Source organism: Bacillus sp. GbtcB10 (assembly GCF_019091365.1).
Lineage (GTDB): Bacteria > Bacillota > Bacilli > Bacillales > Bacillaceae > Bacillus > Bacillus altitudinis.
In genome coordinates this window covers 168,929-185,167 of the sequence record NZ_JAGXJP010000005.1, presented here as the reverse complement: position 1 = coordinate 185,167, position 16,239 = coordinate 168,929, and the positions used below count along the sequence as shown (strand labels likewise).

20 protein-coding genes are annotated in these 16,239 nt (G+C 41.1%); all 20 read left to right on the top strand.

All coding sequences use genetic code 11. The features are described 5' to 3' along the window. The first annotated feature begins 11 nt into the window (after positions 1-11). Entirely contained in the window at positions 12-929 is a 918-nt protein-coding gene (locus tag KVT11_RS17360; RefSeq protein WP_217609097.1) for an ABC transporter ATP-binding protein, read from the top strand. Next, the gene (locus tag KVT11_RS17355) at positions 926-1,690 is read left to right on the top strand and encodes an ABC transporter permease (protein WP_217609096.1); all 765 of its coding nucleotides are present in this window, start codon (positions 926-928) and stop codon (positions 1,688-1,690) included. Before KVT11_RS17360 ends, KVT11_RS17355 begins: the two co-directional genes overlap by 4 nt. A 155-nt stretch (positions 1,691-1,845) precedes the next feature. Beyond that, on the top strand, positions 1,846-2,565 hold the full coding sequence (locus tag KVT11_RS17350) for an ABC transporter ATP-binding protein (RefSeq protein WP_017366481.1): 720 nt from the start codon (positions 1,846-1,848) through the stop codon (positions 2,563-2,565). Further along, the gene (locus KVT11_RS17345) at positions 2,534-4,999 is read left to right on the top strand and encodes an FtsX-like permease family protein (RefSeq protein WP_217609095.1); all 2,466 of its coding nucleotides are present in this window, start codon (positions 2,534-2,536) and stop codon (positions 4,997-4,999) included. The genes KVT11_RS17350 and KVT11_RS17345 overlap by 32 nt, the downstream gene beginning before the upstream one ends. 5 nt (positions 5,000-5,004) lie before the next feature. Further along, positions 5,005-5,517 carry a PadR family transcriptional regulator gene (locus tag KVT11_RS17340; RefSeq protein WP_217609094.1) on the top strand — a complete coding sequence of 171 codons (513 nt, stop codon included), beginning with the start codon at positions 5,005-5,007 and terminating at the stop codon, positions 5,515-5,517. Positions 5,518-5,644: 127 nt separating this feature from the next. Next, a complete protein-coding gene (locus KVT11_RS17335) occupies positions 5,645-6,043 on the top strand; it encodes a RidA family protein (protein ID WP_217609093.1) in 399 nt (132 codons plus the stop codon). 217 nt (positions 6,044-6,260) lie between these two features. Beyond that, the gene (locus KVT11_RS17330; protein WP_217609092.1) at positions 6,261-6,983 is read left to right on the top strand and encodes an ABC transporter ATP-binding protein; all 723 of its coding nucleotides are present in this window, start codon (positions 6,261-6,263) and stop codon (positions 6,981-6,983) included. Further along, positions 6,976-8,397: a sporulation killing factor system integral membrane protein gene (gene skfF, locus KVT11_RS17325; protein ID WP_217609091.1), complete on the top strand. Its 1,422-nt coding sequence runs from the start codon at positions 6,976-6,978 to the stop codon at positions 8,395-8,397. Before KVT11_RS17330 ends, skfF begins: the two co-directional genes overlap by 8 nt. Positions 8,398-8,415: 18 nt before the next feature. Further along, entirely contained in the window at positions 8,416-8,931 is a 516-nt protein-coding gene (locus tag KVT11_RS17320) for a HEAT repeat domain-containing protein (RefSeq protein WP_041508145.1), read from the top strand. Next, positions 8,931-9,350, top strand: a complete 420-nt coding sequence (locus KVT11_RS17315; RefSeq protein ID WP_041508146.1) for a TlpA family protein disulfide reductase — start codon at positions 8,931-8,933, stop codon at positions 9,348-9,350. The genes KVT11_RS17320 and KVT11_RS17315 overlap by 1 nt, the downstream gene beginning before the upstream one ends. Positions 9,351-9,373: 23 nt before the next feature. Then, positions 9,374-9,571: a hypothetical protein gene (locus KVT11_RS17310; protein ID WP_081114866.1), complete on the top strand. Its 198-nt coding sequence runs from the start codon at positions 9,374-9,376 to the stop codon at positions 9,569-9,571. 146 nt (positions 9,572-9,717) lie between these two features. After that, positions 9,718-10,845, top strand: a complete 1,128-nt coding sequence (locus KVT11_RS17305; RefSeq protein WP_081114865.1) for a DUF418 domain-containing protein — start codon at positions 9,718-9,720, stop codon at positions 10,843-10,845. Positions 10,846-11,019: 174 nt separating this feature from the next. Continuing rightward, on the top strand, positions 11,020-11,391 hold the full coding sequence (locus tag KVT11_RS17300; protein ID WP_017366490.1) for a GntR family transcriptional regulator: 372 nt from the start codon (positions 11,020-11,022) through the stop codon (positions 11,389-11,391). A gap of 5 nt (positions 11,392-11,396) precedes the next feature. Then, positions 11,397-12,272, top strand: coding sequence for an ABC transporter ATP-binding protein (locus tag KVT11_RS17295; RefSeq protein WP_116307338.1), 876 nt, complete (start codon positions 11,397-11,399; stop codon positions 12,270-12,272). Beyond that, positions 12,256-12,861, top strand: coding sequence for an ABC-2 transporter permease (locus KVT11_RS17290; protein ID WP_072367574.1), 606 nt, complete (start codon positions 12,256-12,258; stop codon positions 12,859-12,861). The genes KVT11_RS17295 and KVT11_RS17290 overlap by 17 nt, the downstream gene beginning before the upstream one ends. 184 nt (positions 12,862-13,045) lie before the next feature. Further along, positions 13,046-13,264, top strand: a complete 219-nt coding sequence (locus KVT11_RS17285; protein ID WP_017366493.1) for a helix-turn-helix transcriptional regulator — start codon at positions 13,046-13,048, stop codon at positions 13,262-13,264. Next, entirely contained in the window at positions 13,261-13,560 is a 300-nt protein-coding gene (locus KVT11_RS17280) for a hypothetical protein (RefSeq protein ID WP_017366494.1), read from the top strand. The genes KVT11_RS17285 and KVT11_RS17280 overlap by 4 nt, the downstream gene beginning before the upstream one ends. Positions 13,561-13,615: 55 nt before the next feature. Continuing rightward, positions 13,616-14,560 carry an alpha/beta fold hydrolase gene (locus tag KVT11_RS17275; RefSeq protein ID WP_017366495.1) on the top strand — a complete coding sequence of 315 codons (945 nt, stop codon included), beginning with the start codon at positions 13,616-13,618 and terminating at the stop codon, positions 14,558-14,560. 105 nt (positions 14,561-14,665) lie between these two features. Next, entirely contained in the window at positions 14,666-15,556 is an 891-nt protein-coding gene (locus tag KVT11_RS17270) for a helix-turn-helix domain-containing protein (protein ID WP_116307340.1), read from the top strand. 376 nt (positions 15,557-15,932) lie between these two features. Further along, positions 15,933-16,232, top strand: a complete 300-nt coding sequence (locus KVT11_RS17265) for a circular bacteriocin, circularin A/uberolysin family (RefSeq protein WP_017366497.1) — start codon at positions 15,933-15,935, stop codon at positions 16,230-16,232. Positions 16,233-16,239: the final 7 nt, after the last annotated feature.

The window sequence follows — 16,239 nt, the reverse complement described above, 5'->3', positions numbered from 1 at the left end:
GGGGGATTCGCTTGAATATGTTGGAGTGTTACGGGCTGACGAAATCGTATGGACGGCATGAAGTGTTAAAAGATGTTTCGTTTTCTGTTGGGGAGGTTGGATGTGTTGGCTTTTTAGGAGCCAATGGAGCGGGGAAGACAACGACGATCCGGATTTTGACGGGGCTTGCTCGTCCTACATCTGGCGTTGTGAAGGTGGCAGGTTTTGATGCCACAAAGGACATGGATCAAATCAGTCAGGTGATTGGGTACTGTCCGCAGCATCCTGCATTTTATCAGGATATGACGGGGCAGGAATGGATGCATTGGGTTGGCGGGTTATTTCATTTAGAGAAAAACATCATTCGTTCCAAAACAGAGGAGCTGTTGAAGCTTTGCCGTGTGTATGAGGCGAAGGATCGTGCCATTGGCAGCTATAGTGGAGGCATGAAGCAGAGGCTTGCCATTGCACAGGCGCTGATCAATAGCCCGAAGGTCCTCATCTTAGATGAACCTGTGTCTGCACTTGATCCCATGGGGAGAAAAGACGTCCTGACTTTGATTGAGCGTCTAAAGCATGAGATGCTGATTTTTATGTCGACCCATATTTTAGATGATATTGAGCGGGTGGCGGATCATATTATCATGATCGACAGCGGCAAAATTGAGATGTCCTCTTCGATGAAACAGCTCAAAGAAGACTATATCCAGCCCGTGATTGAATTCCAATTAAAACAACAGAATACGAAACTAATGGCTTTGTTAAAAGAACGGGATTGGGTGGAGGAATGCATGGAGACAGGAGACGCTTATCAGGTGCGAGTCAACGATCAACAAATGGCATTGAAGGAGCTGCCGGGTCTCATTACTGAAACAGGCGGTGTTCTTATCCAATATCGATTATCTAAGCTAACGCTTGAAGATATTTTCATGAAGGTTGTGACGGCATGATGATGTTGAAAAAGGAATTTAGGGAGTTATTCACTAGTTATAAAATCTTATTTGTGCCGATCATTTTTACGATTTTAATGATCACACAGCCTATTACACTCAAAATGCTGCCAGATCTTTTATCGAAATCGGCTAATTTACCAGAAGGGTCTACATTTTATATACCAGAGCCTAGTGCTGGAGAAGCTTTAGCCAGTGCATTGAGTAAATTTGATTCGCTCGGCGTGTTTATCCTCATTATGATTGTGATGGGGACGATTGCTGGAGAGCGTGCCTCTGGGGTGACGGCGATGATTATGGTGAAACCGATCAGTCGAATGAGTTATTATGCCTCAAAAATATGTGCCTATGCCTGTTTAACTTTGTTTAGTTTGATAGTGGCGGTGCTTGCTTCCGTTTATTATGTGGACATTCAATTTGGGCATGTGGCTTGGGGCGATGTGTTAAAAGGAACGCTTTTGTATTATCCAAACCTACTGCTCATTGTGGTGTCGACCATTTGTGCATCGGCTTTCTTTAAGCGCTCAGTGACTGCGGGCGGCGTTTCCCTTTTGATCAACCTCATCCTGTTTACCGTTCCTTCGTTTTATGAGGATACATTAGGGAAGTTTGCACCTAAAGGCGTCACAAGTGCGGCTGAGGAGATGATTCATAGAGGGGCTTATTCGGATCAGGCACTTACAAGCTTTCTAGGTGTATCGGTATTGATTGGTTTCTTTTTTCTCAGCGGATGGTTTCTTTTTAGAAAACAAGAATTATAGCATGGTGTACCCTTTGGATATGAAAATCTAGAGGGTTTTTTATGTATTTAGTAAGTAAAAAATAAGGCGTAAATACATATTATCATGATTTAAATATTGAAATAATATATACTTAGTATATAATTACTCCGTAAAGGAATGGGAGGAGTTTGCAGATGATTCAGATCAAGAATGTGAAGAAGGAATTCTTTCAAGGCCAGGAGCGGACTGAGGTGTTGAGGGGCGTTGATTTGACGGTAGAAGAAGGGGAGTTTGTAGCGGTGATGGGACCGAGTGGTTCTGGAAAAAGTACATTACTTCAGCTGTTAGGCGGGCTTGATCTGCCTTCAGATGGAGAGATTTTGATAAATGAACATCAGTTGAGTGAGATGAATGAGAAAGAGAGAACGATTTTCCGAAGAAAACAGATTGGGTTTGTGTTTCAAAATTATCAGCTGCTGCCTACATTAACTGTCGAAGAAAATGTGGCGTTTCCGCTGCATGCAGATGGACGTTTAACAAAGGAGAATCAACAGACGGTTGTAGAGCTGTTAGAGGCTGTTGGCTTGAATGGACTTGGGCGGAAACGGGCTAGTTTGCTGAGCGGCGGGCAGCAGCAGCGTGTAGCGATTGCAAGAGCTCTAGTCAATCAGCCGTCAGTGCTGTTAGCAGATGAGCCGACGGGGAACTTGGACCGGCATAGAGCGGAGGATATTTTGGCGTTAATGTGCAAGTTCAATCGAGAAAGCAAGCAGACGATTATCATGGTGACGCATGATATTTTCGCAGCAGGATTTGCGGATCGAATCATCCTTTTTAAAGACGGTGTTATTGATCAAGTGATCTCTAGAAAGGATGATGATTATGCTCAGTATGTGGCGAATTTCATGGCGTAACATGATTCAGCATAAAAAGCGGTTCGCCATTTCTGTCTTAGGCATCATGGTGGGGATCGCTTTTGTCACGTCGATGCTCATTGCCGATCGAACGACAAATGATGTGTTTCAATACTATGAGCAAATGTATGTCGCTGATGCAGATTATTGGGTGTTGAGTGATGATCATACGTATGATGAGGAACAGATCTCCTCCATTTTAAAGCATCCTGATGTGACAGGATCATTATTAGCGCTGGATAAACAGACGTTTTTTGATGTAGAAGGTGATCACTCTCTTAACCAACGGGCGGTGCGAATTACCGGAGTACAAGATCAAACGAGCTCTTTACTGAAGCTGCCTGTGATTGAAGGGCGTTTGGATAATCAGGGGTTGGTCATACCAGATGTTGTGGCGAAGCTGCTGAATAAAAAAGTGGGAGATACCATTCGTTTTTCTGATTTGGGCGAAGCGAAGGTATCTGCCATTGTGGAATATACACAGCTGCTTTCAAGTCCGAGTGACTGGAAGAGTGCAGAATCATCGAGCTTTCGTGTGATGGCGCCGCTTGATATATTGAGAGACTGGACGGGAATGGATGATCAGCTTTCTTATATAAGATTTCAGACAAATGAAGGCGGGGAACAGCTCTTTCAATCTTTACAGAAAGAGTTCAAGGATGCCGATGTTTTTGTCCAGCCTGTGGTGGCGGATGACCGGCAAAGTAATGACATTGGCGGATTGTACACGTTCTTTTACCTCATCGCAGGGCTGTCGATGTTTATGAGCGGTTTTATCGTGTTTAATATGATTTATACGAGTGTGATGGAACGGAAAAAGGAATTTGCGATTATGAAGAGCTTTGGTTATACGCAGGGCTCTGTTTCTAAGCTGATGTTGATTGAGGTTTTGATCTTGGCATGTATTGGAACAGCCATTGGGGTGCCGATTGGCGTTTGGCTTGGAGATGTGTTCATGCAAACACTGCTTGGTGTGTTCGCTTTTGATATGGTGTATTCGTTAGATTGGCAAGTGCCTGTTGTAATTTCAGTGATCATTGGTATTGTGTTCCCTGTGCTGTTTTCGTTATTTCCGATCTATCATGCAGGGAAAACGTCTGTGCTGCTGACTTTAAAATCCACTACCCAAACTTCTACACCGAAAAAACAATCGGTCATTAGAGCGGTGATAGGGATAGGATTGCTTTCATTTGTATGGGTGGATCATCCGGCTGCTTATCCTGGCATTTTAGCCAGCATGTTTCTGTTATTCCCGTTTTTTCTGCTCTTTATGAACCGGTTGTTGGCGCCTCTTTTGAAGTTTGTCTTTGGTTACCCGGGCCATCTATCCTCGCAGCATGTCACGCAGCAACTGAATCGAAATGCCAATACGGCGGCGATTCTAGCTGTTGGGATTGCTGTGATCTTGCTTTTAAGTGCGGTCATTGAATCGGCTCCAGACGGCTACGAAAGAGAGATTCGTCAAACGTACGGCGGTGATCTCAGGGTTACTTCTGAAGCGCCATGGACGAAAGCGGATCAAGAAAAGTTGTCATCCTATGAGGCTGTTGAACGGGTGGAACCGATGATGGAAGCAGCTCCTTTGACATGGGAAACGGCTGATGGAGAGAAAAGACAATTTTCTCTGATCGGCGTAGAGGAAAAGGGACCGTCTTTTATAGAAGGTGACAATAAAGGCGATTTGTATCAACGATTATCAGAAACGCCTTCTATCGTGTTAGGAGAGCGTGCGTTTGATGAATGGGGTGGGCGTATTGGAGAGAGTGTGTATCTCAATGCACCTTCTGGCCGGCAACAGTTACAAGTCATTGATGTGGTCAAGACTTCTCATCATTCGGGTTATGTGGCATTTGTCGATCAGACATTTTTACAAGAGGATTTAGGGTGGGCGCAGCCTCTTGATATCCTGCTTACGTTAAAAGACAAAGGTGCCGGTGAGTCTTTACGAGATCAGCTATGGGAAGACTTTGGACAGCGGCTTTCAAAGGTGAAAACAGTAGAGGATGAGATTGAATCAACGACATCGGCTTTCACTGGTATGAACGAGTTAATTTCTATGATGCTCATTTTCATTATGGGGCTCGCGAGCATTGGAACAGCCAATACACTGCTGATGAACACGCTTGAACGAACATCTGAGATTGGCACCATGCGGGCGCTGGGGCTGACAAAGCAGCAGGTGAGAAAAATGATCGTCGGAGAAGGTGTGCTCATTGGGTTAACAGGTGTGATTGGCGGCATTTTATTTGGTGTGATTCTTCTATATATTTCAAGCCAATCTGATTGGCTGGGTGGATTTGTTTCATTCCAATTGCCGTTTGTGCATCTAATGCTGGCAGTGATCGCAGGAATTGCACTCAGTTTAGCGGCTTCGTGGATTTCTAGTGCGACAGCGAGTAAAATAGAGATGATATCATCTCTCAAAGAAGGTTAAATCATATGTCAGTGAAATACGGAATTTTAACATCGCTCTGTCAGCAGCAACATCATGGATATGAATTAAAGCTAGAGCTGGAGTCATTGCTCGGAATAAAAGGAAAAATCAACCCGGGTCAAATCTACACGACGCTTGATCGGTTAATTCGTGATCAATTGGTGACAGCAGTGGGAATAGATGACCAAGATCGAAAGCTGTACGACGTGACGGAAGAAGGCAGACAAGAGCTGGAATCATGGCTGTTGGCACCTATTCCATATCATGCTGCAAAGGATGATTTTCACTTTAAATGGGGCTGTGCACGGAAAATCAGATTTCATCAAGAAAAAGAAATGCTTCAGCAGCAGAAAGCCGTCATCATGAAAGATGTGATGGAACTCACGAAGCTGAAAACGGAATGTCTTATGCAAGGTGATGAGAGTCGGTACTTATTGATTTCTGGCACGCTACTTCATTTAGAGGCGGATTTGAATTGGATTCATCAAATTGAGCATCGGAGCGGGTCATCATTTTAGAGAGGTCTTTCTTTTGAAGAAAGGTCTTTTTTTTTTGCTTCGTTCGGAGCATATACAGATAGGATGGGAAGAAAGTTTGGTATGATAGGTGGAAATTGATTGTATTTTCAGAAAAGGGGTTTGATCAATGAAAACATCACGTAATCCTGAGACCATTCACGCACCAGTTGCACCGTACATCCATCAAATAGAGACAACAGGGCCGCAGCGGTGGTTAACCTTATCAGGGCAAGTGGGGATGGAAGTCGATGGAACCATCCCAGCGAGCCCGATGGAACAGCTCGAGCTAGCGTTAGAGAATGTAAAACGCAATGTAGAAGCGGCAGATATGAAAGTGGAAGATATAACGAAGCTTGTGTTTTATTTTGTAGGTGAGTTTGATGCTGAGAGTAGAAAACGAATCATGGGTCAGTTTTTAGGAGATCACCTGCCTTGTATGACGATGATTTATGTGGTGGCTTTGGCTTCACCTGCTTTAAAGGTCGAGGTGGATGCATGGGCTTGTCGGGATATGGATACGGTTTGAATTGGTTTATTTAATAGATAAAAGGTTGGGATGATTGATGCCCAATCTTTTTTGTTTTGTTATCTTTTAGTATTTTAAATGATTATAATCCTCTTACCCTTTTATACCTCATATGGTAATATTGTGGTAAATGATAAGTGGCTCTAATTACATTTACATTCCACCGTAAAAACACCATAGATCAGCATACATCACTCTAATAAAAGGGAGAGATTTGATGCCATTCATGGAGGTTCAGAATGTAAGCAAACGATATAGCAATGGTGATGGGATAGAGGGTCTTTCATTTTCCATTGAAGCAGGGGAGGTTGTGGCGCTGCTTGGGCCTAATGGTGCGGGGAAGACGACAACCATTCGATGTTTAACAGGTCTCTATCAACCTGATCAAGGGGAAATACTCATAGAGGGATTTCCTCCTGGTCATTCCCATGTCCAAAAAAAAGTAGCTCTTATTCCAGATCAGCCATATTTGTACCCAGATTTAACGGTTGCTGAACATGTTCAATTTCGTGCGAGAGGCTATCATAAAGGTTTAAAACAGATCAAAGAAAAGGTATTTGAGGCGTTGAAAGAAGTACATATCGAAATGAAGATGAACGAATTGTGCGGAAGGCTTTCAAGAGGTCAAAAACAGCGTGTCGTCTTAGCAGGGGCCATTGTGCAAGATGCCTCCCTTTTTATTTTAGATGAGCCGACTGTTGGGTTAGACATCCCTTCGAAACAATGGCTGTCAGATTGGCTGATACAGAAGAGCCTTCAAGGTGGTTCGGTTCTTGTGTCCACTCATAGTCTAGAGTTTGTTCTTGATACGGCTAGTAGGGTGATATTGATTCGAGACGGTGCCATCATGAAAAATATCGCTGTTCCTAAGCAGCAGGAAGAACAAATGAAGTGGCGGACAGAAGTCATTCAACTTCTAGGGGAGTGGTCTAGTGAATAACACGCTTTCCCTTTTATGGATGAAATCCCAAAGGCGCTTGATCAGTAAAAATCAAGAAAAGAAAATGCCCTTTCTGATCTTGCTACTTATGATGGCTGCCATCGGTTTTCAGCTGAGCGCAGTCTCAAGTATGGGCGATTGGAATGCAAGTACAGCTGGATGGATCATTGTCGTTTTATTTGTTCTTTATACTGGCTTTGGCTTGTTTTCGAATAGGCTGCCTAGTCAGATGAACGATATCATGTGGTTGTATGGAAGTGGTGCTTCTTTATGGACAGTTGTGATGAGTGTATGGGTATATCACATTTTTTGGCGATGTGCTCTTCTTATTGTTTCTGCTGTGATGGCTGATATCCTCCTTCTTTGTTTAACGCAGCAGTACTTTTTTCTACTTGGTAAATCACTCCTGTTAACAGCGCTGTTATGTATGATCGAAACATGGATGATTGCGGTATCTTGTGCAAGAACCATTCAAGTATATAAGCGAGTGCTCTTCATTGGTTTTATACTGATGTTTGGTTGTCTTTCATTGCTTATTATGAATCAATTGATATTGAAACAGTCGTCAATGATGGAGATATCTGCTTCTTTGATGTATCAAGTCGGACGCATGATAGAGGAGTTTTCATTCATTTCTGTATTGATATTACTTGGAGTGATGATTTTATCTTTCATGATGATGTACAGGTCGAGTCATCGTATAGAGATGATGGAGTCGTTAGTCAAAGAGGCGGCATTTTGGGAGGAATTTGAGGGGAAACAGGTTCATGTAAATCCAATAAGTCCAAAGAAAAGCAAGACGTGGTGGGGGCTTTCATCATTAACGGGCATCTGGGCTTTCCTTTGGCTAGAAATATTGATGATCAAAAAGTATGCTACCTTCCACCTGTTATCTACCATGCTGTTGATCGGTACTTACTATGTCGTCAGTTCTTATTTTTCAGATTGGTTGACTCTATTCTTTCTGGTCATTGGTGTATCTGTCCTGCTCAGTTCATATTACGCTGGGATTGTAAGACACGGGCAAACGGGAGTACTGTATCTTTTTCCGGGTGCTTTATATCAAAAGATTCTTCTATTGGAAGTGTTTCAAACCTTTTGGTTGTATGGTGTCTACTTGATTTCTCTTATCTTGTTAGAGATTCATGATGTATTGTATTGGGCCATTTATGGGGTAGGGGTTTATATTTGGTTTTTGACCATACGGCTCTTTGCCTTTACGCAACCTTTGAGACGAGAAGCGAGTCTTTCTTTGGGCATCTATTATCGATCATTGCTCATCGGATCTGTCATAAGTGCTACAGTCATCATTGGGATTCATCTGTTCACTAATGGCTGGTTTACAACGATGACATGTGTATTTGCTGGATGTGTATGTTATGTGATGTGTTATCGATGCCGTGGGACTCATTAAAAAGAGGAGTTGATTGTCATGAAACCAGAAGATAAGCTATCCCAATCGGTTCAACGTTTAGTCAATACCAATGAAGTAACGATCGTTCAAGCCATGGGGGAGTTAAGGAAATCAGGAAAAGAGGCAGTGCCAGTGCTTGTTGAAGCCTTAAAAGAAGAGGGTTCTTTGCGGAATATTGCAGCAGCGGTTCTTGGTGAATTTGGAGCAGATGCAGGGGACGCAGCAGAAGCTCTTGCCAAACTGTTAGAAAGTGAAGAAGAGGAGACAAGAATGGCGGCTGCGATCTCACTCATGAGAATTGGTCAGCCTAGTTTGCCATTTCTTCTGCCTTTGGCAAAGCGTTATAAGGGTCCTACTTGTTTTTGGGCGTCGTGGTGTATCTCTTGGATTGACCCATCAAAAATCGAAAAAAATATGTACGAGTGCCTAAAACAGGAACAAGAGAATCCATCAGGAAATGTGGCACCTTTTGCCGCAGAAGAGGCATTAGGAAAAATCATCGCTTTTCAATTAAAAGAAAAGGGGGATGGGTAGTGGAAACGCAAATACTTAAATGGCCTGAGCACCTTCCTTGGATTCATTCTTCACATCATCGGTGTTTACCTGAAGAGCATACTCATCTTCTTTATTTTTGGTCAGTTAACTGTCCGCATTGTGAAGAATTAACCGACCACATTCTACATAGTGTGGATCAGTTGAGTATCCATTTAACCTGTGTCCATGTTCCATATACGGAAGAAGAAAAATCGATAGAGGTTGTTTCGAAATATGCGGAGGAAAAGAATCTCATTGCTCCCATTGTGTTGGATCAAGATTATGAGATTGTCACAAAATATAAAATTCAAGGATTACCAAGTTTTTGCCTCATAGATAAAGAGGGACAATTAATTGATCGGAAAATGGGAGATACCGGCTGGGAAAAGATATTAAAAAAACTAGAAAAACGATCATAATTAGGGTTATGGAGGAGAGCGTTTTGTTTCAATCAAACCAAGAATTGAAAAAAACGGTGGTCTTTTATGCAGGTGTGGGAGCTGTTTTGCTGATTCTCATGATGTTGAAATGGCTGCCGGTTTCTGCGGACTGGGAGTTGCCGTTGATTTTGTTTGGATTGGGGATTTTGTTTTATGTGAAGCGTGTGCTTTGGAAGGAAGAAATAAGTCATCATTCATAAGTATGATACCTAGAATATAAATTCTAGGTTTTTTTATTAAATTTACCTTAAAACACGGTTTTTCATATGGGTATGAGATCCAATTTTTTAAAAGTGTGGTAGGATAAATATGCTTTATTTTTATATTTTCCGAAGGAGCTGTCGTGTTGAAGGGATCTAGGGTTGAATTTATTGATAGTTTACGTGGTTTTAGTTTATTAGGTATTTTGATTGTGAATATGCTTAATTTTCAATATGATTATGATTTTGAGAAGATGTTTGATCCGAACATATGGGGACAGGAGTTTGGGGTATATGTGACGGAGATCTTGTTCCAGGGGTCATTTTATCCGATTTTCTCCTTTTTGTTTGGGTATTCTTTTATCAAACTGATTGAATCTACAAAGGCAAAGGGGCTGAATACGAATGCCATCGTCGTCCGCCGCGGCTTTGGTCTTATTGTGCTTGGGATGATGCATTACATATTCATTTGGAATGGTGATATTCTCTTATATTATGGAGCATGTACGTTTTTCTTGTTGATGTTTTTAAGCAGCCGGATCAAAACAATGCTGATTTGGTCAGGTGTGTTAGGTGCTTTGTCATTAGTGGTTTTACCATATCTGATGACCTTTGTGTATGGAAATGATGATTTATTAACTGATGTGTATGCGAAGGGTGCATACGGTGATATTTTATTGAGTCGGGTGACGATTGAAGACGATATGATGATTGTGACCATTATTATGGCGATCGTGACCATTACGATGATGCCGATCTTGGGTTTTCTATTCGGTACGATCATGGTGGGGCCATTTGCACTGCTTGGCATGGCGATCGGGAAAAAAGGTCATCTGACAGAAGAAGATCGAGGGATGGCGTATCGTAAAGGCTGGGTTTGGGTGATTATCATCGGGCTCGCTTTAAAATGCGCAACGTTCAGTGATGCTCCTTGGAGTGAAATGGTGTTAACGTTAGGAGCCTATATCCTGACGATCGGTTATATTCAAGCTTTTATTGTCTTTTACTATTCAAAGGCTGCACAAGGGTTGAAACGTCTGCTTGCAGGACTTGGCCGATTGTCTTTATCAAACTATTTAGCACAATCAATTATTTGTACAACGATTTTCTATTCTTACGGACTTGGGTTATTCGGACAAATGGGCTCAATGTTTGGATTGCTGCTTGCTGTCGGACTTTACACAGCACAGCTCTTCATCAGCTATCTCTATTTGAAAAAATGGAGAAGAGGGCCTGTGGAATGGCTTATGGGAAAATGGGTATATTGGAGATAAATTGATTTGTTGAGGAACCGCATGGCTGAAGAGCTGTGCGGTTTTTTATTTGGATCGCATTCAAAAAAGTTCATAAAAGGAGTTGAATATTTTTTTAGTGTGTATATAATGTATATATAGAGTATATACAATATTTCATTGCGAATACCAGTACAGAAAAAAGAGGTTTTTTATATGCAAATTACGATTTCTAATCATTCTAAGGAGCCTATCTATGAGCAAATTACGACGCAAATCAAATCGTTGATCTTAACGGGGGAGCTTGCAGAAGGTGCGGCCCTGCCGTCTATCCGAAAGCTGGCGAAGGATTTACAAATCAGCGTCATCACAACAAAACGTGCATATGAAGAGTTAGAGAAGGCAGGATTTATTTATTCGATTGTAGGGAAGGGATCGTTTGTTGCCGAGCAAAACCTAGAGGTCATGAGAGAGAAAAAATTGAAGGTGATTGAGGAACAGCTTGGAGCGGTTGTTACAAACGGCAAGGAATTAGGCTTATCTTTTGATGAATTGCAGCAGTTATTAAAGTTCTTGTATGAGGAGTGAGATGAGTGGAGCACGTGATTGAATTCAAAGGAGTATCAAAACGGTTCAAAGACTTTTCTGTGCAGAATCTTGATTTACAGGTCAAAAAGGGATTTGTTACTGGATTTATTGGAGAAAATGGAGCCGGTAAGTCGACCACGATTAAAATGATCATGAATTTGTTAAAACCAGATTCTGGTGAGGTTAAAATTTTTGGATTAGATTATCGCACGCATGAAAAAGAGATTAAGGAACGAATTGGCTTTGTTTACGATGCTAACGTTTTTTTCCCAGGATTGAATTTAAAAGACATCAAACGAATTGTGGCACCTGCCTATAAACGCTGGGATGACCAGCTTTTTTATCAATATATTGAACAGTTCGGCCTACCGCTGAATAAAGCGATTAAAACATTTTCAAAAGGGATGCAGATGAAGGCGTCACTTGCGATTGCGCTGTCGCATCATGCCGAGCTGATTATTATGGATGAACCAACTGCTGGGCTAGATCCGGTCTTTAGAAGAGAGCTGCTCAGTACGTTACAAGAATTGATGATTGATGGGAATCGAACGATTTTTTTCTCAACACATATGACGACTGATTTAGATCGCATCGCGGATTATATTGCGTTTATACAAAATGGAAGATTGGTCTTTCAACAGTCGATTCATGAGGTGGCGGAGAATTATGCGCTGGTGAAGGGGAGCCTGGATTTGCTGGATCGAGACACAGAAAAGGCGTTTATCCATATTCAGCGTACGGCAGCCGGATTTGAAGCATTAACAGATCGGATTGATGAGGTGAAACTTATTTTTGGGGATGCGGTTGTGATTGAACCGGCGTCGCTTGAGGATATCATGTTTTATTTGAAAGGCGGGGTTGCGCATGTTTCATTTAATTAAGCGTGATGTGATTTTGCAAAAGAAGCAGTTACTTATTTTTATTCCGTTTATCTTATTTTTCATTTTCATGGATGTCCATCCAGTATTAACGTTTCTAGTCGCTAGTGTCTTCATTCCATTTAACACATATGCTTATGATGAGAAGGCAGAAACGAATATTCTATTAAATTCCTTGCCCTATACACGTAAAGAAATTATCGCATCACGTTATCTTGGCGCCATTTTCTATATGAGTATTGCGATCGTGCTGACAAGTGCTGCATTATTTGTGTTTGGGAAGCTGTTTTCGCTGTCAGATATTGCGATTGGCAGCGGGTTGTTTTTATTGTTCGCAGCATGTACGTTTCCATTGTTTTATATCTTAAAGCCTGGTTATATCACAACGGCAGTGATCATTGGCTTTATCGTATTATCTGCTATGGGGCCACCTGTTGTGATCTATTTAGCAGAACAATTTAGTGGGATCACTGAGTTTATCATGAATTTATCAATCCCTATTTTATACACTGGGTCCGTTGTGCTGATTATGCTTATTTACTTGCTGTCTTGGGGACTTTCTACTGCGATTTACCAGAGGAAAGTGTTTTAAATCAGATGATCACATCATTTATAGAGAATCATTCATTTTGAGGTAGGTCTTTCAAAATGGATGATTCTTTTTTGCATCCGGTGAAATTGACATCCTGCAGAAAACAGGTTATTGTTATTTAACATAATGTTAATTATTTTTAACATTATGTTAAATAAATCATCCTTTAAGAAAGGAATCTGAAATGGAAATTAAAAATAGAATGAAAGTATTACGGGCAGAAAAAGACTGGACACAAAAGGATTTGGCAGAGAAGTTAGGTGTGACTCGTCAAACTGTGGCAGCGATTGAAAATGGTAAATATTCTTTGTCTTTACAACTAGCATTTCAAATTGCGAGAACATTTGAAGTTGATTTATATGACGTTTTTCAAGAGGTCGACAAGGAGGAACAACAGCGATGATGACAACGATCATACTTTATTCTCTGATTATCCTTTCTATCTTAAGTACGGTCTTTCAATTTAAGAAAAGCCGTGAATATAAACAGGATGAACGGGGTCAATTTATTTTAGCGAAAGCCGGAAGTTTTTCAATTGTAGGTGTGGCATTAGCCTATATATTGGTTGCTGTCATTCAAGCTTTTGTTCATGAATTATCATCTCCAACGGAATGGTTTTATATAGCGATTACGTTTATGTATGTATCAAGTGTTTGTGCAAATACAATTGGCATTATCTATTGTGAAAGAAAATACTAATCTTTCATCTGCGGATGCAAGCTAGGGTACTTCATCATGAAGGGAAGAAAAAATATTGAAAAAATTACTGAAAATAATGCTGATTGCTCTATGTACCATTCTGACTGTCTTGGTTGTATTTGTAGCCAGTGTTTATGTTGTGAATCTAATTAGTAATGAAAGAGAACAGGGGAAAATAGAAGATTATGGGCAAAAGGTCTTGGTAGATGGGAAGCAAATGAATGTGCTCATTCAAGGCGATGGGAAAGAAACGATTGTCCTTCTCCCAGGCTATGGAACTGCTTCACCTGTGCTGGATTTTGAACCGTTAGTCAAGGAGTTATCGCCAGATTATAGAGTCGTTGTGATTGAACCGTTTGGTTATGGTTTAAGTGACGACACAGATAAAGTAAGGACAAGTCAAAACATTGTGGATGAGATTCATGAATGTTTGCAAAAACTCAACATTAAAAAATATACGCTGATGGGTCATTCGATTGCTGGCATTTATGGATTAGAATATGTGAATCAATACGAAAAAGAAGTCCAAGCCTTTGTCGGCATTGATACGAGTGTTCCTAAACAGGAAACGGATGAATTGCCAGTCTCCAGCTTACAGCTGCTTCATCAATCCGGCTTTTACAGATTGATAGTGAAAATGAATCCAGATCAACTGGTGATGCCTAAAGTAGATGATCAAACGAAAGCTCAGATTAAAATGCTGACTTTCCGAAATTTCTTGGATGAAAGCCAAGCGAGTGAGGCAGAAAACTTTAGAAACAATTTTAAAAACGCTCAACGCCTACATTTCCCTAAGAAGCTCCCTGTTGCTTTCTATCTAGCGGATCAAACGGAGGAAGAAACACCAAGCTGGAAACCAATGCATGAAGAGCTGCTGAAACATGTAGACCACGGAAAAGTCGTTACTTTCAAAGGCGGCCATTATTTGCATCATACGAAATCAAAAGAAATCGCAGATGATGTGAGGGAGTTTCTATCGAACAACGAGCGCTCACGTTAGCGTTCTTCCCCCTCTGCTTCTGTTTGAGTTGAACAGATGAAACATCGCAATTTTGATCAAAACGAGTGAACTGATTTGTTTTATGATCAAGAAGAGGTGAGGGAGATGATGTATAGTCGGGTGACGCAAGAGGTGATTTCTTATTTGGAGTCGCATTTGATGGATGAGCTGTCGCTGAGACAGGTGCCTGAGAAAGTAGGATATTCACATTTTCATTTGCTGCGTGTGTTTAAACGAGAAACCGGGCTGTCGATGGGGGAATATGTGCGGAAACGAAGATTGGCTACGGCTGCACGGCTTCTTTTGTATACGGATCAGGGGATTTTAGACATTGCTTTTTCGTTACAATTCCAATCGCAGGAAGCCTTTACGCGTGCTTTTAAGCATCTGTATTCCTTACCTCCCGGAATGTACAGGTCGATGATGAGAGACATGCAAATGAAAAAGGAGGAAGATTCGATGACATTACATGAAGCAGTACCTGGCTGGGGTTTGAGTGGTTCACATCCGCATATGTATGAGATGGGTGTTGATACAGCAGAGTTTCATACGGGAAAGCAATCAGGTGTTTTATCATCTAAAGAAGGCGTACAAGATGGACAGTTTGCGACGATGATGCAAGGGTTTCAAGCAAAAGAGTATGCAGGCAAGCGGTTGAAGCTCTCTGCTTTCTTGAAAACAGCGAATGTATCTTCAGCAGGAATTTGGATGCGGGTAGATGACGGAAAGGGTGATACGGTGCAGTTTGATAATATGCAGAATCGACCTGTGACAGATTCTACGGAATGGAATCAATATGCGATCGTATTAGATGTTCCTACGCGCAGTGAATCCATTCATTTTGGAGTGCTACTCAGTGGTCATGGAACAGTCTGGGCTGACGGTTTTCGATTTGAGGAAGTGGATGAGAAAACACCTACAACGAATATGGTGGAGGCTTCGGCTCTGCCAGATGTGCCGATGAATTTGCATTTTGAGCTTGAGGAGACCGTGTGAGCGGTCTCAGCTCGTAGAGAAACAAAGATTCTCTACGAGTTTTTTTTGATATGATCTACCTTATGGAACTGATTGAAATTAACTAATCCGTGTTACAACTTTTTTAGGTATTATAAAAGGCTACTAAATACTAGAATTATAGTGTGTAGACAATCTTTTTGATGAAATGATTTCGGGGTCTTTAGGTTTATTTTTTACAATGTCTCCTATTTCAAGAACAGTCTTTATTCTTATTTCCATTTTAATTGATAGATCTAGTGTAATAGTATTAATTTACTAATTATAATATAATTTGTATTTAATGTTGAAATTATACAATTTAAATGACAAGATATAAATAAGGGGGAGAAAATAATCAAAGAAAAGGGGAATACTTATGAGCTTAACAACACGTAAAAAATTATTTGGATTAGGTTTTATGTCATTAATCGCAACGGTCGCTGTAACTTCTGTTGCTTTTATGAGTATTAATCAGAACTTTTTAGTAGCCAAGCTTGGCATTGAACTAAGTACAGCTGAAAAAATTGCAGACCTTATTATGGCAGGCGGAACAATTGCATCTATTATTGGCATTGTTGGCGCAGCCACAGGTGTAGGACTTGCTCTAGCTGGAGCAATCGGTGCTTTAAAAGCAATAGCAAAGGCACAGGGAAGAAAAGCAGTTATTAACTACTAAGCTTTGT